17 protein-coding genes and 2 pseudogenes are annotated in these 17,886 nt (G+C 70.2%); 14 read left to right on the top strand and 5 right to left on the bottom strand.

All coding sequences use genetic code 11. The annotated features are described in order from the left end of the window. Positions 1-114 precede the first annotated feature (114 nt). The 5 genes and pseudogenes from AVL59_RS01580 to AVL59_RS01560 all read left to right on the top strand — a co-directional run bounded on the left by AVL59_RS01580 (position 115) and on the right by AVL59_RS01560 (position 2,373). On the top strand, positions 115-453 hold the full coding sequence (locus AVL59_RS01580) for a helix-turn-helix domain-containing protein (RefSeq protein ID WP_067299419.1): 339 nt from the start codon (positions 115-117) through the stop codon (positions 451-453). 232 nt (positions 454-685) lie between these two features. After that, positions 686-892, top strand: a complete 207-nt coding sequence (locus AVL59_RS01575; RefSeq protein WP_067116135.1) for a cold-shock protein — start codon at positions 686-688, stop codon at positions 890-892. Between the two features lie 193 nt (positions 893-1,085). Next, positions 1,086-1,424 (top strand): annotated as a pseudogene (locus tag AVL59_RS01570) (DEAD/DEAH box helicase); the annotation flags it as partial. Positions 1,425-1,658: 234 nt separating this feature from the next. Then, a complete protein-coding gene (locus AVL59_RS01565) occupies positions 1,659-2,066 on the top strand; it encodes a CBS domain-containing protein (RefSeq protein ID WP_067316772.1) in 408 nt (135 codons plus the stop codon). 19 nt (positions 2,067-2,085) lie between these two features. After that, a complete protein-coding gene (locus tag AVL59_RS01560) occupies positions 2,086-2,373 on the top strand; it encodes an SCO5918 family protein (protein ID WP_067299417.1) in 288 nt (95 codons plus the stop codon). Positions 2,374-2,779: 406 nt separating this feature from the next. Here AVL59_RS01560 and AVL59_RS01555 read toward each other — a convergent pair whose 3' ends face one another. Next, complete coding sequence (locus tag AVL59_RS01555; RefSeq protein WP_067299416.1) at positions 2,780-3,373, bottom strand: TetR/AcrR family transcriptional regulator; 594 nt, start codon at positions 3,371-3,373, stop codon at positions 2,780-2,782. Positions 3,374-3,472: 99 nt separating this feature from the next. Here AVL59_RS01555 and AVL59_RS01550 point away from each other — a divergent pair, with 99 nt between their 5' ends. The 8 genes from AVL59_RS01550 to AVL59_RS01515 all read left to right on the top strand — a co-directional run bounded on the left by AVL59_RS01550 (position 3,473) and on the right by AVL59_RS01515 (position 14,577). Further along, on the top strand, positions 3,473-4,696 hold the full coding sequence (locus AVL59_RS01550; RefSeq protein ID WP_067299415.1) for an alpha/beta hydrolase family protein: 1,224 nt from the start codon (positions 3,473-3,475) through the stop codon (positions 4,694-4,696). Between the two features lie 63 nt (positions 4,697-4,759). Continuing rightward, on the top strand, positions 4,760-5,152 hold the full coding sequence (locus AVL59_RS01545) for a nuclear transport factor 2 family protein (protein WP_067299414.1): 393 nt from the start codon (positions 4,760-4,762) through the stop codon (positions 5,150-5,152). Between the two features lie 451 nt (positions 5,153-5,603). Next, positions 5,604-6,929 carry an alpha/beta hydrolase family protein gene (locus AVL59_RS01540; RefSeq protein ID WP_237281413.1) on the top strand — a complete coding sequence of 442 codons (1,326 nt, stop codon included), beginning with the start codon at positions 5,604-5,606 and terminating at the stop codon, positions 6,927-6,929. A 301-nt stretch (positions 6,930-7,230) separates the two neighbouring features. Next, a complete protein-coding gene (locus AVL59_RS01535; protein ID WP_237281412.1) occupies positions 7,231-9,483 on the top strand; it encodes a HAMP domain-containing protein in 2,253 nt (750 codons plus the stop codon). Between the two features lie 15 nt (positions 9,484-9,498). Continuing rightward, positions 9,499-10,962, top strand: coding sequence for a poly-gamma-glutamate synthase PgsB (gene pgsB, locus AVL59_RS01530; RefSeq protein WP_067299412.1), 1,464 nt, complete (start codon positions 9,499-9,501; stop codon positions 10,960-10,962). After that, entirely contained in the window at positions 10,959-11,441 is a 483-nt protein-coding gene (locus AVL59_RS01525) for a poly-gamma-glutamate biosynthesis protein PgsC/CapC (RefSeq protein WP_067299411.1), read from the top strand. The genes pgsB and AVL59_RS01525 overlap by 4 nt, the downstream gene beginning before the upstream one ends. A 44-nt stretch (positions 11,442-11,485) precedes the next feature. Continuing rightward, the gene (locus AVL59_RS01520; protein ID WP_067299410.1) at positions 11,486-12,580 is read left to right on the top strand and encodes an NlpC/P60 family protein; all 1,095 of its coding nucleotides are present in this window, start codon (positions 11,486-11,488) and stop codon (positions 12,578-12,580) included. A gap of 56 nt (positions 12,581-12,636) precedes the next feature. After that, the gene (locus tag AVL59_RS01515) at positions 12,637-14,577 is read left to right on the top strand and encodes an ArnT family glycosyltransferase (protein WP_067299409.1); all 1,941 of its coding nucleotides are present in this window, start codon (positions 12,637-12,639) and stop codon (positions 14,575-14,577) included. Positions 14,578-14,783: 206 nt separating this feature from the next. Here AVL59_RS01515 and AVL59_RS01510 read toward each other — a convergent pair whose 3' ends face one another. Then, on the bottom strand, positions 14,784-15,443 hold the full coding sequence (locus tag AVL59_RS01510) for a nuclear transport factor 2 family protein (protein WP_067299408.1): 660 nt from the start codon (positions 15,441-15,443) through the stop codon (positions 14,784-14,786). A gap of 259 nt (positions 15,444-15,702) precedes the next feature. On the opposite strand from AVL59_RS01510, the gene AVL59_RS01505 reads away from it, so the two are divergent. Beyond that, positions 15,703-16,341: a TetR/AcrR family transcriptional regulator gene (locus AVL59_RS01505; protein ID WP_208870286.1), complete on the top strand. Its 639-nt coding sequence runs from the start codon at positions 15,703-15,705 to the stop codon at positions 16,339-16,341. Between the two features lie 34 nt (positions 16,342-16,375). On the opposite strand, the pseudogene AVL59_RS53850 reads toward AVL59_RS01505, so the two are convergent. From AVL59_RS53850 to AVL59_RS01490, 3 genes and pseudogenes are all read right to left on the bottom strand, one after another. After that, positions 16,376-16,612, bottom strand: a pseudogene (locus AVL59_RS53850) (site-specific integrase); the annotation flags it as partial. A gap of 47 nt (positions 16,613-16,659) precedes the next feature. Then, a complete protein-coding gene (locus tag AVL59_RS01495; protein WP_067299406.1) occupies positions 16,660-17,034 on the bottom strand; it encodes a hypothetical protein in 375 nt (124 codons plus the stop codon). A gap of 47 nt (positions 17,035-17,081) precedes the next feature. Further along, positions 17,082-17,624 carry a DUF4232 domain-containing protein gene (locus AVL59_RS01490; protein WP_067299405.1) on the bottom strand — a complete coding sequence of 181 codons (543 nt, stop codon included), beginning with the start codon at positions 17,622-17,624 and terminating at the stop codon, positions 17,082-17,084. Positions 17,625-17,886 lie beyond the last annotated feature (262 nt).

Genomic DNA, 17,886 nt, shown 5'->3' with positions numbered 1-17,886 from the left:
CTCCGCGCCTGCCGGAGTTAGGGTTGTCGCACGACGCGGATGGCGCTGAATCCTTCGGAGACCGGTGCCAGGCACGCCCGGGTCCCTTGCCGCGTCCCCGAAAACGAAGGTGCCATGCCCGCTGAGAACGTTTCTGCCGCAGGCAGCCTCGACGATGACGACTACCCCGCCTACACCATGGGGCGGGCCGCAGACGTTCTCGGCACCACCCCCGCCTTCCTCCGGGCCGTCGGCGAGACCGGGCTGATCACTCCTCCGCGTTCGGAAGGCGGTCACCGCCGGTACTCCCGCCGTCAGTTGCGCATCGCCGCCCGCGCCCGGGAGCTGGTCGACCAGGGCACCCCCGTCGAGGCCGCGTGCCGCATCATCTCCCTTGAGGACCAGCTCGATGACGCCCTCCGTCTGAACCGGGAAATGCGCCGGAAGCTGGACGAGCACGGCGCGGATACCTAGTCTCACCAATATAGATATACAGCCTCCAGCGGGATGAGAATAAGCGAGCGATCCCAAAAGGCACATGACCGCTTCCACCCGGCTGTGTTAACGTGATAGCAGTTGCAGTTTTGGTTACCAGAGATTTTTTCTTTGCAGAGCTTTCCGGGATCTTTCCGGAGGGGTGATCATCGCGGCGACTCGGACTCGGCAAAGTGCGGAGTTCGGCACTGCCCCTCAAGGGAGATTCAATATGGCATCTGGCACCGTGAAGTGGTTCAACGCGGAAAAGGGCTTCGGCTTCATCGAGCAGGACGGCGGCGGCGCTGACGTGTTCGCCCACTACTCGAACATCATCAGCAACGGTGGCTTCCGCGAGCTTCAGGAAGGCCAGAAGGTTAGCTTCGACGTCACGCAGGGCCAGAAGGGCCCGCAGGCCGAGAACATCGTTCCCGCCTGACGCTGACGCGAACGTCGCGAGCCACTGGTTCGCGCATCATGTGGCTGGGGCCCGCGCTCTTGGGGTGCGGGCCCCAGCTCATTGCTTTACCCAGCTTTTCGCATTTCTCTTCGGCTCATTCTTGCGATTCCTCGTGCTGCGGCCCGCCGCTGGCCGGAATTCCTCGATACGCCGCATCGAGGAAGGTTCCCGCATGAACCACGCCCGTCAAGCCGGCGAAATTTCCGTTCGCTTACGCACGGACAGAAGTTCCACCCGCTCGACGGGCTCCGCTCGCGGCAGTCGCTTCCGTACGCAGGAGACGGGCCGGCAAGGTCCTCGTCCGGGCGCCGGGCGAAAGAGCGCCCGGGGAGCACGCTCCACCGCGCACCGACAGGAGTTCGCCCTGCCGGTCACCCTCACCGAGCCGCTGTCCGCGGTCGAGACGTTCACCGAACCGGACATGCCCGAACGGCTGCTGGCCGCGCTCCGCACCGAGGGCGTGACCGTTCCCTTCCCGATCCAGGCGGCCACCCTGCCGAACGCCCTGGCGAGTCCGGCACCGTCGTCACCCTCGTCCTGCCGCACCAGCCCCGCGCGGTGTACCGCCTGACGGCCGACGCCGGCATCACTGCGCGTACCGCGCAGACCGGCCGGAATCGCAGGGGCCGGGCCGCCGCCCGAGCCCATCGCTCCGCCCCGAGGAACACCCCGTAGCCCCCGTACGGGGATGCACTCCCAGCAGTCAGGCAGATCCGTCGCCCGCCCCGCCGAAGAGGAGAAGCCCTTGACGCAGTATCCGTCCCGGACACAGCAGGCCGACAGCGCCTACGGCATCGGTCTGACCGCCCGCGACGCCATGCACGCTCCCGGGCCGCAGGTCGACGACCATATGACGGTCGACGTGGCCCTGTCCGTGCTCATCGGTGCCCGCGTCCCCCACCTGCTCCTCCAGGACGAGGACGGGCGGTGCGCGGGACTGGTCACCCGGACCCAGCTCGCCGCGCACCGCGGCGGCTCGTGGTACTGCGACCGGACCCGGCTGCGGGACATCCCGCTCGACCGCGGACCGTTCACCTCGTCCAGGGCCGTACTCAGCGAGGCGGAAGCCGCCATGCGGGTCCGGGCCCTGCACGTGTCCCCCGTGATCGACGAACACGGCTACGCCCTGGGCATCCTCGCCCTCACCCCCTGACCGCTCTATGGAGGCATCCATGCGCTGTGTCATCGCCCGTTTCCCCTTCGACCTGACCAAGATCGAGGTCGAGCAGTCGATGGGCGGCATCACGCCCGAACCCGCCACCGGCGTGTGCGTGACCATCGACCGCCGCGTCTACCCCGTGATGCAGGTCGGGGAAGTGGTCACCAGGCAGAACCGCCGCGACTTCACCTCGGTCGAGATGCACCGAGCGCTGACCCGCCTCGGCTTCACCTGCCACGACGCGCGCCCGGTCACGCCGGACTGGGACGCGCGAGCCGACGAGGACGCACTCGGTTGGTGACGCTTTCCGGGGCGACGACAGGTCATGCACCGTTCGCGGGTTGGAAAACCGAGGATGTGGCACCCGGTCTGTGAGCGGACCGGACGCGAGAACCGCGTCCCGGAGGGGCCAACGGTTCGGCAATGAGCCGCAAGCCGCACGAGGCCGGTACGGCCCGCTCCGCCCGGTTGTCGCCGCCGGACTGCGCGGCGACAACCGGTGGTGCCGCCCGAGCGGGACGGCCCGGGGGTTCTTTGTCGTCTTGCCCCGCAGGCAGTGCGCGCACCACATCCGCGCCGTAAGAGCCGGTCCGACTGCCGGTGGACTCCTCCTTGTGGTGCGCACGCCCGTCCTGGTGGCGCTTCCCACGCCCGACGCGAACCATGTCGTCCAGCCCGGCCGCGACATCGCCCTGGGTGCGCCACGCTTACGCCGCGCCCGGCGCACCCGTGTCGCCGAGGAGCCTGCCCACGAGGAGTTCCGCGTAGCCGGAGGCCGGCGGGTCGATGCCGAAGATCGCCCGCAGGTAGAGCGGTGCGATGAGCTGGTCGAGGATCTCCTCCAGGGGCGGGGGGGTCTCGCCACGGGCTGCGGCCCGCTCGCGGATGCTCTCGATGGAGTGGATCCGGCGCTGGAAGTGCTGTACGCGTTCCGCCTGCGTGTGGGCGCTGCTCGGCATGGACAGGGCAACGGCTCGTACGAGAAGGCGGCCTTCGGGTGTGCGGATGCTCGCCACCCCCGCTTCCACCCAGGCGGTGAGGTCCCCGCGCAGGGTGCCGGTGTCGTTCAGCGGCCAGTCCCGTTCGAGGCGGGTGGTGACCACGTCGGCCAGGAGAGCCTCACGACCGCCCCAACGCCGGTAAATGCTGGTGTGGTTGACCCCGGCGCGTTGCGCGATCGCGGGGATGGTGAGGTCCGCACCGTCGGAGTCGGACAGCAGGTCGATGACCGCCTGATGGACGGCTGAGCGGACCTGCTCGGAACTCTTGCGGATGCGTGCGGTCGGTTGTTTCGAAGTCACCCCCACATCGTAAGCACAGATGTTTGCTTCGCGGCGCCCATGGGTCTACAGTGATCTCCGCAAGCACAGATCTGTGCTTGCGGAGCAGAGGAGAGTGCCATGAAGCAGTTGCTGTTCCCGAACAACACCCAGTTCTGGTACGAGACCCTGCGCTCGATGAGCCACATCGCCTACGGCGGCGCCGACTTCGGCGAGGTCGTCTCCACCAGCGAGCGCATCGTCGAGGGCGACTACGACAGCTGGCACAAGGAGTGGCTGGCCACCGCCGACCGGGTGTCCGCCGAAGCGCAGAAGGCCCTGGACGCCGGCCACACGGTCAGCGCCCGGGACGGATTCCTGCGGGCGTCGAACTACTACCGCTCGGCCGAGTTCTTCCTGCACGGCCACCCCTGTGACCCCCGCCACGACCACGCCTACGACCGCTCCGTGGCCTGCTTCCGCTCGGCGGCGGCACTGTTCACCCCGGTCATCGAACCGGTCAGCATCCCCTACGAGGACACCACCCTGCCCGGCTACCTCTACCGGGCCGACGACTCAGGGACACCGCGGCCGACCCTGATCATGCACAACGGCTTCGACGGCACCGCGGAGGAGATGCACTTCTTCGGGGCACTGGCCGGCGTCGAGCGCGGCTACACCGTGCTGGTCTTCGACGGCCCCGGACAGCCCGGACCGCGTCACCACCAGGACCTGGTCTTCCGCCCCGACTGGGAGAACGTCATCACCCCGGTGATCGACTTCGCCGAAACCCTCCCCGAGGTCGACAACAGCCGCATCGCACTCCTCGGCACCAGCATGGGCGGCGTACTCGCCCCCAGGGCCGCGGCCTTCGAACACCGCCTGGCCGCACTGATGGCCGTCGACGGTGTCTACGACCTCGGCCAGATATCCGTCCGCAACATCCCCGGCGACCGCGAGGCAGCCGAACGCCTCCTGCGCGCCGACTCCGCCCCCGAACTCGACGCCGCGATGGAACGGATCATGGCCACCGACGCGACCGCGCGGTGGGCGATCAACCACGGCATGTACGTCATGGGTGTCGACACCCCCCGTGCCTTCAACGCCTCGTACCTCGACTACACCCTCGCCGACGGCATCGCCGAAAAGATCCAGTGCCCCACCCTCGTCTGCGACGCCGCCGAGGACGAGTTCTTCAAGGGCCAGCCCGAGCAGCTCTACGACCACCTGACCTGCCCCAAGACCCTGATGGTGTTCACCGCCGAAGAAGGCGCCGGCGCCCACTGCCACCCCGGCGCCATGCGCCTGTCCCTCGCCCGCATCTACGACTGGCTCGACGACACCCTCGCCGGCACCAGCGCCTGAGGCCCCGGCCCACCAGGCACCGCCGCGAATCCCTCTCTTCTGCATCCACTTGGAGGACCTCCCATGACCCGCACCGGCATCAAGGCCGCTCTCACCGACCTGCTCCTCAACGAGGACATCACCCTGGCCGAGGCCGCCGACCGCCACTTCACCCCCGACTACCGCCAGCGCACCGACGGCGAGTGGGCCGACCGCACCGAGTTCCTCGACCACATCGCCCACCTGCGCACGCTCGTCACCGGCGGCGAGGTCGAGGTCCACGAAGAGCTCTACGACGGCACCAAGTACGCCGACCGCCACACCTGCCACTTCACGAAGAAGGACGGCTCGACCGTGAGCATGGAGGTCTACGTCTTCGCCGACCTCTCCCCCGACGGCCGCTTCCAGCGCATCGAGGAGACCACCCTGATGCTCAAGGGCTCCGACGCCGACCGCAACCTCGGCAGCGCCCGCTGACCACCCCCACGCCGCGAGGACACCGCGCACCCCGGCAGCCGACCACCGTCATCCGGCCGGCCAGCCCGCCAGGGCCGGACCCGTTGGGTCCGGCCCCGCGCGGCATGCGAAACGGGACACGGAACCGGACACACACCCGGCCGTCCTGTCCGAGCCGGGCATCCCGAAGCCACGAGAGGTTCAGCCGTCGCACCACCGGTTCTCCGGTGCCGGGCTCCTACCGCGCCACGTAGTCGTCGCTGATCACATCGGTCTCGCGCCCCTTCGGGGCGTGCTCGAACTTTGAACACGTTCGGCATCCGGTACGTGAAGTCACTACGAGGGCATCCGGGGCGCGCGGGTCCGGCGGCCGCTGCGGCGGTACGGTGTGCGGCAGTCGATCGCCCGTTCTGCGATCGCTGAACAACAAGGGGGTTTCATGAAACACCGCCGCCCGCGCCACCGTCGCAGAGTGATCGCCAGAGCGGTCGGTTCGGCGGGTGCGCTGGCCGTCGCTCTGGGTGTGGGGATAACGCCGGCGATGGCCGCCGGGAAGACGTCCGGCAAGCCCGCGGCCACCGGGTTCTCGCCCGACAAGCCCGACCGGCCCGACCAGCACACGCCCTGGGCGCCCGAGAACGACGAGGCGCCGCTGCACCACAAGCCCGTACATCCCGACGCCCTCGCGTCCGGCCGCACGGCCCCGACCGGTCTACAGCTCAACATGCCCGCGCCGACCGGGCAGTACAGCGTGGGCATGGTCGGCCTGCACCTCGTCGACAAGTCCCGTACCGATCCGTACGTGCCCGGCAGCAAGCCTCGCGAGCTGATGGTGTCGCTCTGGTATCCGGCCACCGCCACGTCCGGGCACTACCAGGCGCCGTGGATGCCGTCGGTCTCCGGCGCCCACTTCCTCGCCTCGCGCGGGCTGTCGCCGCAGCAGGTGACCCTGCCGAGGACCGCGGGCCATGTCCTCGCCCCGGTGAACACCAAGCTCGGCAAGCTGCCCGTCCTGCTGTACTCGACCGGGCTGCACTCGGACCGCGCGATGGGCACCGCGCTCGCCCAGGATCTCGCCAGCCGCGGCTACCTCGTCGTCACCGTCGACCACACCCACGACGCCAACGAGGTGCAGTTCCCCGGCAACCGGCTCGAGGTCAACACGATGCCGGCGGGCAGCCATTCCTCCGACACGCTCAAGGTGCGCGCGGCCGACATCCGGTTCGTCATCAACCAGCTCGGCACGATCAGCAGGGGCGGCAACCCGGACGTCGGTCACGCCACACTCCCCTCCGGGCTGTCGACGTCGGTGGACACGTCCCGCATCGGGATGTTCGGCTGGTCGCTGGGCGGGGCCGCGGTCGACACCGCCATGCAGCTCGACCACCGCATCGCCGCCGGTGCCAACCTGGACGGCCAGTTCTTCGGGACGGCGCCGAGCAAGGACCTGGACCGCCCCTTCATGCTCTTCAGCTCCGGCACCCACAACCGCAACAACGACGGGTCGTGGCGCACGCTGTGGTCGCATCTGAAGGGTTACCGGGTCGACGTCCAACTCCATGGCGCGGCGCACCTGTCGTTCAGCGACAACGAGTGGATGGTGCCGCAGGAGGCGGGCCTGCTCGGGCTCTCCCAGGCTCAGCTCCAGCAGCAGTACGGCACGATCGACCCGAGCCGCGCGGTCGCGGTCCAGCGCGCCTATCTGGCGGCCTTCTTCGACCAGGAGCTGCGCCACCGGCACAGCACCCTGCTCGACGGACCCGACAACAGGTACCCGGAGATCTCTTTCGTCCGCTGACCGGACGGCTGACCGGACGGCCGGCCGGACATCCGAAGGGCGGGTCCTGCTCACGGGTCCGTCCTTCGGCGTGTCGGGAGCCCGTACGCGTCGGCCCCCGCCCAGTGACCTGGTTCACACGTACGAAACAGGGACGAAAGTGTGATGGTTATGTCATCGCGCGAGGCTAGAGTGTTCGCCCTATCGAACATTCGGGCGCTCGGCGCCAATTGAGGAAGGATCCACTGCCCTGCCCTCCGCACCCCGGGCGCCGCGCCGACACCGCATCCGCCGCCGCGCCGATATGCCGATGCTTGGCGGGGTGCGCCCGCCGATCGCCTCGCTCGTCGTACTCCTGCTGGTGGTCGCCGCCCTGACCATGATCGGCCTCGACGGCATCCACGCCGAGCGTGTGCCGCAGGCCGTGCTGGACGGGGAGCAGCAGATCGCCGCGGACACCGCGCTGTCGATGCGCACCACGATCGACGTCGAGGCGAGCACGGTACGCCGTACGGCCGACGCGTACCCGGCGACGAGCACATCGACCCCCGCGACCGCGCTCAAAGCGCTGACTTCTGCCAGGAAGACGGTCCTCGGCAGTGCGCTGCTCGATCCGCACACCGGCAAACTGCTTGCGGCCGGCGGCAAGACGGTGCCGCTGGCCGGGCTGGACATCGCCAGGACGGCGTCCGGGCACGGGGCGATCCCGCCCCGGCTGGTGACGTCGAGCGGCGCGCGGCAACTGGTGTACTTCGCCAAGGTCACGCTGCCCGCGCAGCAGGAGGACGCCAACCAGGACCAGAACCAGGTCCAGAGCCAGACCGAACGGCAGTGGCTGCTGGTGGTCTCCGAGGCGCTCCCCGCACCCACGGCGTACGGCGCCGGACGCACCGCCGACATGCTGGACGCGAGCGGCACCGCGCTCGCCACCACGGCCCACGGCAAGGCGTCGCCGGCCGCCGCCGACAGCGGTCTGCCCTCGGCGGCGACCCGTGCGGCGAAGGGGTCGGGGCGTGACACCGATGCCTCGGGAAGCCTGCTGGGTGCCGCCACGGGCAGCCGGCGCACGGTGGCCGGCTGGGCCCAGGTCGCCTCGGCGACCGGTCCGGGCGACACCGACGACCTCGGTCTGGTGGTGCTCACCTCCCACGCGGTGCCCGCCACGACCGCCGACGCCGACTACTCGGGCTTCGCGCTCAAGGCCGCGGGGGCGCTCGCCGTGCTCGCGCTGCTGCTCGGGCTGGCGCTGCACTTCTCCGTACAGCGGCCGCTGCTGCGGCTGTACCTGTCCGCCGGCCGCCTGGCCCGGGGCGCGACCGAGGACGGGCCGATCGCGTGGGAGGAGCTGTCCCGGCCGGTTCCGGTGCATGGCTTCGGGGAACTGGCCCGGATCGGGCGGGCACTGGAGTCACTGCGCCGGCAGTTGCTCGGCGAGAGCGGCCCGCAGGAGTTCCCGCACCGGCGCGGACCGGGCTACCGGGCGCTGGCCGTGGTCGGCGTGGTGGTGGTGGCCTGCTGGGCGGTGCCGATGATCTTCCTGCTGAACCGGGCGGACACCGCGAACGCGGTTCCGGCTCCGGTCCTCGCCGTCCAGCAGACGCGCACCGAGATCGCGACGAACCGGATCCGGCAGTCCCTCGACCAGTCGTACACCGACCTGAGCGACGCGGCCGCGAGTCTGCCGGGCAGGAGCCGGGCCGCCCAGACCGAGGTTCTGCGGCACGCCCTGGACGACCACAAGCAGTACCGCTCGCTGTATCTCCTGGATCGCTCGGGCGGCATCACGCTCAGGGTGGGCGACACACCGCTGCGCACCCTCGTCCACGTGCCCGGCGGCGGCGGGATCACCACCGTCAACACCTCGGGCCGGATCCCGGCGATCGCCGCCTACGCCCAGGTACGCGCCGTCAAGGGCAAGACCTCGGCGGCCGGCGTGGTCCTGTTCGGCGAGATCGACGTGAAGGCGCTCAACTCCATTCTGCCCAGGCCGAAGCTGGGCAGTGTCTGGGTGACGGACAGCGACGACAAGGTGCTGGCGGCGAGCGTGGGCTACCGCGCCTTCCAGTCGCTGCCCGAGTCCGGCCTGGCCCGTCTCGCCCGCGCCACCCAGGGCGCCCCGGGGACCGCGGGCACCGCGACCTCGCGAGTGCTCCGCACGTCCTCCGGCCCATCGGTCGACGCCGCCGCGCCGCTGGCGCAGAGCGGCCCGACGGCCCGCCTCGGCTGGCACGTGGTGACCGCGGAGCCGGCGGCGGCGCTCCAGATCCCCGCGGTGCAGGCCGAGCAGCGCACCATGCTCGCCGGGATCCTGGGCCTCACCCTGAGCGCGGGCTGCCTGGGCTGGCTGCACGTCGTGGTGATCCGGCCGCTGCGCGCGGTCGCCCTGCTCGTCGAGCGGCTCGCCGGTGGAGACCGCCGCACCGTGCTGCACCCGGTCAACCACGACGAGGTCGGCTCGGTCACCCGCAGCCTGGAGCTGATGCGTCAGGCCCTGGCGGAACGCGACCGGGCGGCCAGATCCGGCCACGTCGGCGAGCCCTCCCGGTCCCTGCGCGAGAACACCCTCCAGCGGTAGAAGGACGGAATCGGCGTGCTCTTCCTCTATGTCATAGTCCTGCTGTGCTGCGCCGCGCTGTGGATCGCCGGAATCCTGGAGCAGCAGCGGCACTTCGCCTCGCTGGAGCAGATACCGACGCGGGTGCTGGTCAACGGCATCCGCGGCAAGAGTTCGATCACCCGGCTGTGCGCGGGCGCGCTGCGCGGCGGCGGCCTGGTCACGGTGGCCAAGACCACCGGCACCGCGGCCCGGTTCATCCATCCGGATGCCACCGAGGAGCCGGTGTACCGCAAGTTCGGGCTGGCCAACGTCGTCGAGCAGATCGGCATCGTGCGGCGGGCGGCGACCTACCGGCCGGACGCGCTGGTGATCGAGTGCATGGCGGTGATGCCCGCACTGCAGGAGATCAACCAGGAGAAGCTGATCCGTTCCACGATCGGCGTGCTGTGCAATGTCCGCGAGGACCATCTGGAGGAGATGGGGCCGACGCTGGACGACGTCGCCCGCTCGCTCTGCCGCTCGATGCCGGTGGGCGGGGTGTGCGTGACGGCGGAGAAGGATCGCTTCCACATCCTCCAGGAGGAGGCCGACGCCCGTAACTGCAGGCTGGTCTACGCCGACCCCGAGACGGTCACCGACGAGGAGCTGCGCGGCTTCAGCTGGTTCACCTTCAAGGAGAACGTGGCGATCGCGCTCGCCGTCGCCGAGCTGCTCGGCGTGGAGCGGCAGACCGCGATGCAGGGCATGTGGGACGCGCCGCCCGACCCGGGCGTGCTGTCGGTGGAGCGCTACGTCACCCCCGAGGGCAAGCGGCTGCGGTTCGCCAACGTCTTCGCGGCCAACGACCCCGAGTCGACGCTGATGAACGTCAAGCAGCTGGAGGATCTGGGCGCGATCAGACGGCCTCTCAACGTGGTCGTCAACTGCCGCCCGGACCGGGTGGAGCGCAACGGCCAGATGGGCGCGATCGTCCCCGACCTCGCCGCCGAGACGGTGTTCCTGATCGGCCACCCGACCAAGAGCGCCCGCGACGCGATTCCGGCCGGCTTCACCGGGCGGGTGGTGGATCTCGGCGGCGACCGCCGGGACCCGCGGGAGCTGACCGCGGCGATGCTCGCGGAGCTCGGCCCGTCCTCCTCCCTGGTGGCGATCGGCAACATCCACGGCCAGGGCGAGCTGTTCCTGGAATGCCTCGCCGAGCTGCCGCTGGACGAATCCGAGGATCCGCTGGACGCCGTTCCCGACGGCGACGGCCTGGACCAGGAGACCATGCAGATCGCGCTGCCCCGGCCGAGGATCGCGACGGCCCGGCCGCCCGAGCCGGAGCCGTACAGCTGGGTGGCACCGCTGGAGACACCGACGTACGCCTTCCACGTCCCGGAGCAGCGCGAACTCGCCCGCCGGTCCGCCGCCCGCCAGGGCCGGCCCGACGGCGAAAGCGCCGCGGCCGACCCGCACCACTCCTACGATCCGTCCCAGTCCACGAGGAACCCGTGATCCCCGCCAACCTCACCGCACAGACCGCCGCGCTCGGGATCGCCCTCGGGCTGATCTTCTCGCTCGTCTGCTATCTGACCACCAATCTCTCCCCCGGCGGGATGATCACCCCGGGCTGGATCGCCCTCACACTCGTCACCGACGTGAAGATGGCCGCGCTGATGGTCGGTGTCGCGGTGCTCACCTACTTCATGACGAAGCTGGTGCAACGCACGGTGATTCTCTACGGCAAGCGGCTGTTCGCCGCCGTGGTGCTGTGCGCGGTGCTGATGCAGACCACCGTGATGCTCGCCCTCAGCCACGAGTTTCCCTTGCTGTACACGTCACAGACCCTTGGCTTCATCGTCCCGGGCCTGGTCTCCTACCAGATGGTCCGCCAGCCGCTGGCGGCCACACTCATATCGACCACGGCGGTGACGCTGGCCACGTACGTGGTGCTGGTATCCGGTCTGCTGATCGGCGTCCTGCCCACCGGCTGACCAGCCCAACGCCCTCTCACCCCGCACTTCCAGGAGGATCGGCCATGCACTCCGCACCCGCCGGCAGACCCAGCCGCCCGACTCGCCGCGCCATGCTCGGGACGATCGCGGGCGTTGCGGCCGCCGGGGTGGCGGGCGGATTCGCCTGGGACCACCTCGGGCACGGCGGCAACGGCGGCGACGACCACGGCGGTACGGCCGCCGACGGCACGGGCACCGGCTCGAACGCCCGGCGCAACGGCAAGCACACCTTCGAGCGGTTGTCCGCCCCCGACCGCACCGTGGTCCGTGCCGCCGACGGCGGCACGCTCGCCACGTTCACCGACGGAGCCCGTACGGCCGTACTCACCGGGCCCGCCCGCACCTTCAGCGAGCCGCGGACCACCGAGGCCAAGGTGACCACGGACGCCTGGGTGCGGGTGCTGCCGCACCCCTGGCAGCGGGGCATGGAGCAGTCCGCCTGGTTCAAGGGCTGGTTCGGCAAGGCGCTCGCCGACACCAGCCCGGACGTCTTCGCGGTGGCGTTCGAGTACAGCAGCGCCGGGGCGCGCGACAAGCACAACGCCCGCGGCGTGCGCTACGCGGGCACCGCGCACTTCGGCCCGCGCAATTCCAAGGTCAACAACCCGCTGGACTTCGCCTACCACGACGAACAGTCCGACTTCTACGACTATCTGGGCATTCCCTGGACCTTCCCGGACGGCACGCGCGTGCAGCCGGAGCAGGCCCGCTACGGCGACGTCGACTGCTCCGGCTTCCAGCGTCTGGTGTGGGGCTACCGCATGGGCATCCCCCTGCACAACACCAACGCCCAGGGCACCGGTCTGCCGCGCCGCGCCTTCGCCATCGCCGCCTACGGACCCGGCCGCCCGGTGATCCCCCACACCGGCAGGCAGCAGGCCACCGACCTGGGTCTCCTTCAGCCCGGCGACCTGGTCTTCTTCGCCATCATCAAGGACCGGCCGGACTTCATCGACCACTGCGGCATGTACATGGGCCTCGACGACCAGGGCCGGCACCGCTTCTACTCCAGCCGCTCCGCCGCCAACGGCCCCACGCTGGGCGATCTTTCCGGCCGCTCGCTCCTTGACGGCACCGACTTCTACGCCCGCGGCTTCCGGGCGGCCCGCCGCCTGTGATCCCGCCGCCAGTGCGCCGCCGCTCCACCTGACCTGCTGATCCGAGGACCACTGCCATGACCGCCATCCCCGCCGTCCAGCCCACCGGAGCGCACCGAGGCAGCCGGGCGGCCAACCGCCGCTCCGGCCGGACGGAAGACGCCCCGCGCTGGGAGCGCCCGGCGCTCGCCGCGGTGCTGGTCGTCGCCACGGTGCTGTACTCCTGGGGCATCGGGCACGCCGCGCTCCACCCCTTCTACGGTGCGGCGATACGGTCGATGGCCGGCGGCTGGCGGGCCTTCTTCTTCGGCGGGCTCGACGCCGGCGGTTCGATCAGCATCGACAAGCTGCCCGGCGCCTTCTGGCCCGACGCCGTCTCCGTCTGGCTCTTCGGCCCGCACACCTGGGCGGCCGCGCTTCCGCAGGTCGTCGAGGGCGTGCTCACCGTATGGCTGTTGCACCGGATCGTACGGGCCTGGGCCGGGCCGTTCGCCGCGCTGATCGCCGCGCTGACGCTCACCCTCACCCCGATCACCGTGGTGCTCAACCGTGCCACCATCCCGGACACCGCGCTCACTCTGCTGCTGGTGGCGGCCGCCGGAGCGCTGCAGAAGGCGGTGCGCACCGAGCGGCTGCTGCCGCTGATCACCTGCGGGATCTGGGTCGGGCTCGCCTTCCAGGCGAAGATGCTGCAGGCGTGGCTGGTGCTGCCGGTCTTCGCCGCCGTGTACCAACTCGTCGCGCCCGGGACGCCGTTGAAGCGGGCTCTGCGCGTCCTGCTGGGCGGTGCGGTCGCGCTGGCGGTCTCCTGCTCCTGGGTGCTGATCGCCTGGGTGACACCGGCCGCCGACCGCCCGTACCTCGACGGAACGTCCGACAACGATCCGTTCGCCCTGGTCTTCGGCTACAACGGCCTGAGCCGCTTCGGCAGCGATCCCACCGCGTTCGGCGCCGTAGCGGGCACCGCCGCCAGCCGCACCACCGGCAACACCGGCTGGGACATGCTGATCAACCACACGGTCGGCCCGCAGATCGCCTGGTTCCTGCCTCTCGCCGTGCTCGCCGCGGTCCTGGGCGTCGTCTGGCGCGCCGGGCAACCGCGAACCGACCTGCTGCGCGCGGGATTTCTGATGTGGGGTGGCTGGCTGGCCGTGCACACCGTGGTGTTCAGCGCCTCCAACGGCAACCACGCCTACTACACGGCCGTCATCGCCCCGGCGCTCGCCGCGCTGGCCGGCGGCGGGATCGCGCTCTTCCGGTCGGAGTACGAGGCGAAGTACGAGTCGGTGCGGGAGGCGGAGCACGCGGCGGGCGGCCGGCGGCACATGGCGCTGCCGGCGGCGATCGTGCTGACGGCGGCGTGGGCGCTGGTGCTCGACTGGCCGACCCGATTCGTCTCCTGGCTGCTGCCGGTCGCTGTGATGCTCGCGCTGTGCGGCGTGGTGGGCCTGTGGGCCCGCGGGCCGCGCACCTCCCCGCGGATGGTCCACGCCGCCCTCGCCGCCGGGATCGCGGCCACCCTGGTCGTACCGGCCGGCTGGGCCGTCTCCAGCCTCGACCCGCTCTACGCGGGCGCCACCACCTCGCCGATGACCGGTCCGGTCGGCAACGCGTACCACGACAGCGTCCATCACCGCCACGCTCCGCGAAGGATAGGACTCGACCAGCCGAGCGCCCGCGACACCGCCCTGCTCGACTACCTCACCACGCACCGCCACGGCGAGAAGTACCTGCTCGCCACCCAGGCCGCCTACACCGCCGAGCCTCTGCTGCGCGCGAAGTCCGAGCCCATCCTCGTCATGGGCGGCTTCACCGGCAGCACCCCGTTCCCCACCGCTCAGCAGCTCGGCAGCCTCGTCACCGCCCACCAGCTGCGCTATGCGCTGCTCACCACCCAGCGCCCCACCACTGCCGCCACGACCTGGGTGAAGTCCCACTGCACCCGCATCCGGCCCACCGCCTACGGCCGCCGCACCGGCGGCAGCTTCGCCCTCTACGACTGCAAGCCCCAGAGGTGAGGCGACGCCCCCGAACCCGCCCGGCAACGGTGCCCGCCGTCGTGGGGCGGCGGGCACCGTCGGCTGTATGCGGGGCTTCGGCGCCGGTCGGCGACGATGCGGTTCAGCGGGGTGTCGAGAGCGAAGGGCCCGGCATGCCGGGCCAGTCGGGCCCCGGCCGGTGACGCACGGCCGGTAGTGCCGGGCCGCACCCGCCGGGGAACGGCTCAGTGCTTGTTGACCGCCGAGGCCCAGTCGAGGTTCACGCCCATGTCGGAGTACATCTTCGTGTAGCCGACGTAGCAGTTGAACTTCTCGACCTTGCCGTTGTGCAGGTACCAGAAGTCGGCGGTCGGCGCGTCGACCTTCGCGCCGGTCGGCTTGACGGTGCCCGCCGGCGTCTGGAGCGGTCCCTCGAACGTGCCCCGGATCGACAGCTCCAGGCTGATCACGTCTCCGTTCACGGTGATGCGCTTGAGGTCACGGTGAACATCGGGGAAGAGGTTGGCCATGTAGGGCAGAACGTCACCGAGCGCCTTGCCCTGGTAGGCCTTGCCGGCGACCTCGTCGTTGAAGACGCCGTCCTTGGCGAAGCTGTTGACGAAGGCGGGGACGTCCAGGCGCTTGCCCTCCGCCACGTGGTACGCGTTCAGCACGACCGCGAGATTGGCTATCTCGTGCCGGGTCAAGTGGCGGTTGGTGAGCGGCAGCGCCGCCAGTTCGCGAGGGCTCAGGGCCGCGTGGGCCTGCGAGTTGCCGGCGGTGCGGACGTGTGCGCCGCCGGCGACGGGGCTTGCGGCCTGTGTCGGTGCGGCGGCGATGGCGAGACCGGCCAGGCTCGTGACCGCGGCCGTGGCGGTGATCGTCTTCCATCCGAGCGACTTCACGTCGTGTTCCTCCGTGGTGGTTCTCGGGATCCGAGATCCGTCGAGACGGGGTCGCGCCGGGTGCGGCGCTTTTCAATCAAACGCTCGCTTGGCTGTATGAACGGCGCCACAAAGATGTCAAGCGAATGATTGATTTATGTGTTGGGGTGGTGTCCCACCCCGAGGGAGGCGGGCGCCGGCCTGGCGTTCTGCGGTCGCCGATGGGCCGGCCGTCCGGCGATCGGCTGCTTGACAGCAAAATCAAGCAGCTGTTTGAGTTGTGTCCAGGGCGACAGAACGGACAGATCAACGCCGCGAGGCCGGGCAGCGGACGCGGGACGGCCTGCTGGCCGCCACGCAGGAGTTGCTCGCGCGACGTGGCCAGGAGGGTGTGACCCTCCGCGAGATCACGGATCGCGCGGGAGCCAACGTCTCCGCGGTGAGCTATCACTTCGGGTCACTGAAGGCGCTGTGCGATTCGGCGATCGAGAACGCGCTGGAGCGGTATCTGGACGCTCAGATCGACGAGGTCGCTTCGCTCGACCCCGCATCCGGCGTCGAGGATCTGGCCGCGGCGTTCGCCGGGCCGATGATGCGTGCGCTGGCGGCCGGCGGACGGGATCTGGCGGTCATGCGGACGGTGGCTCGCGTCGGGATCGACCCCCCTGAGGGCTGGGGCCGGCTGACGGCGAAGTTCCAGCAGTCCCGGCGGGACATCGTCCGGCAGCTCTCGACGAATGCTCCCGGAGTCGACGAGCGGGAGTTGGACTTCCGCATCCGGTGCGCGGCCGGCCTGCTGAACTGGCTCGTGCTGGCGCCCATAGGTACCGAACTGGCCGCCGAGCCCCCTGAGCAGATCGAGCGGTGGCTGGTCCCCGTACTGGCCGGGGCGTTCCGCGGCTCCCCGGACGTCGGCTGAACCGGACTGATACCGCCGGCCCGGACGTGGGAAGCTCCATGTGGAGACGCACCTCCCGGCGGAGGAACGCGGGGAGGTGGACTGTCCGGGTTCCGGCTTCGGATCTGGTGTCGCCTGGAGCACGGCGGCCGTTCGTACGCTCCGGCTCGGCACAGCGGACCGTGACCTTCAACGCTTCGACGTCGACATCCCGACGGCGGAGGCCGGCCGGCTCCCCCGGGCGGAGTGGGCCATATGCGCCGAGACAGACCATGAGACGCCGGCGTGGGCCGCTGCACGGCCGGCCCTGACGGTCGCCGGCCGCGGGCCCCGCCCGCTCTAGTGGGTCTTCAGTTCCCCGATCCGCGCCACCGTCGTTCCCCTCTTCGGACATACCCACACCGCCGCGTCCGTGCGGACGGTCGCCGTCAGCGGATGCGTGTCCGGGTGTGTCGGGCACTGTGGCCAGACCGCCGACAGGCCTTCAGACCACAGTGCCTCCACCGCCCAGTCCTGGACCTGATCTGCCAGGTGCACGAGCAACTCCGCGGCGGTGCCATCCGGATGTGGTGTCAGGCCCTGGCCTGAACCGTCCGGGGCCCAGAGCGTGATCCCGATCGTGTCATCCGAACGTACGTCTGGCTGCACCGCGCACTGTGCCCGGAGATCCCGCAGGACCGTCTCCACGGCATCGGAGAATTCCACGTCGTTCACTGGGGATCCTGATCACCTCGGGGAGAAGTTGTCGGCCGTCCAGTTGGTTACAGACCGACCGGGTTGAGGTAGGTGCCCGGGTGGGTGGCGCCGTCCTGCTTGAGGATCTGGCCGCCGAACGGCCACTCCAGGGTGAAGTGCTTTGTCTCGTTCGGCGGGGTGACCAGGAACTTCGCCGGAACGAACTTCTCCTTCTGCGACGTGGACTTGGCCACCGGGAGCAGGGTGATGCTGAAGTCCACCGTGTCCCCCTGCTTCAGGGTGATCTTCTCGGGCTTCTTGGAAGAGCGCGCCAGCGACCAGGTGCCGTCGGTCTTCTGAGCGCCGATCATGTCGACACCGGCGAAGCCGGACAGGGTGCAGGTGCGCTTGCTCCGGTTGGTGAACCAGATGTACGCCTGGGTCTGCTTCTTGGTCTGCTGCATCTCCGGCTTCGCGTCATCCCCCGTGGCGAAGCCGGCCTTCAGGTCGGCGGTGTGGCAGCGGGTCGGCTCGGCCTTGGCGGGGGCGGCCGAGGCCGGGACGGCGGCAGCGGCAGTGCCGGCGACGACGATCGCCGCAAGGGCCACGGCGGTCAGCTTGGTCTGCATGAAGTTTCGGGCTCCCCTCGAATACGAAGCGGCGCGCGAGGTCAGTGCGCGCCTGCACAACTGAAGATGCGCAATGCCCGGGGGAGGTTCGGCGTGCTGGAGAATCTTCCCGGCAGCCAGGCTCAACTGTGGCCGGTTAATGCCCTCTCCGGCGTCGAAGTCGCCTAAAGACCAGGCTCGAAAACGCTGTTGCAGCGAAGCAACCTGGTCCACCGCCGGCCTGTATCAACAGTCGACCGATTCGTTTTCGGATGGCCCATCG

The organism is Streptomyces griseochromogenes, from assembly GCF_001542625.1.
Classification (GTDB): Bacteria; Actinomycetota; Actinomycetes; order Streptomycetales; family Streptomycetaceae; genus Streptomyces; species Streptomyces griseochromogenes.
The sequence above is the reverse complement of the archived record's forward strand: the minus strand, read 5'-3'. Positions and strand labels throughout refer to the sequence as shown.

Excerpts from the sequence above, each read along its gene's own strand:
- AVL59_RS01580 (WP_067299419.1), top strand. The coding sequence starts at position 115 with ATGCCCGCTGAGAACGTTTCTGCCGCAGGCAGCCTCGACGATGACGAC.
- AVL59_RS01575 (WP_067116135.1), top strand. The coding sequence starts at position 686 with ATGGCATCTGGCACCGTGAAGTGGTTCAACGCGGAAAAGGGCTTCGGC.
- AVL59_RS01560 (WP_067299417.1), top strand. The coding sequence starts at position 2,086 with ATGCGCTGTGTCATCGCCCGTTTCCCCTTCGACCTGACCAAGATCGAG.
- AVL59_RS01550 (WP_067299415.1), top strand. The coding sequence starts at position 3,473 with ATGAAGCAGTTGCTGTTCCCGAACAACACCCAGTTCTGGTACGAGACC.
- AVL59_RS01545 (WP_067299414.1), top strand. The coding sequence starts at position 4,760 with ATGACCCGCACCGGCATCAAGGCCGCTCTCACCGACCTGCTCCTCAAC.
- AVL59_RS01520 (WP_067299410.1), top strand. The coding sequence starts at position 11,486 with ATGCACTCCGCACCCGCCGGCAGACCCAGCCGCCCGACTCGCCGCGCC.
- AVL59_RS01515 (WP_067299409.1), top strand. The coding sequence starts at position 12,637 with ATGACCGCCATCCCCGCCGTCCAGCCCACCGGAGCGCACCGAGGCAGC.
- AVL59_RS01490 (WP_067299405.1), bottom strand. The coding sequence starts at position 17,624 with ATGCAGACCAAGCTGACCGCCGTGGCCCTTGCGGCGATCGTCGTCGCC.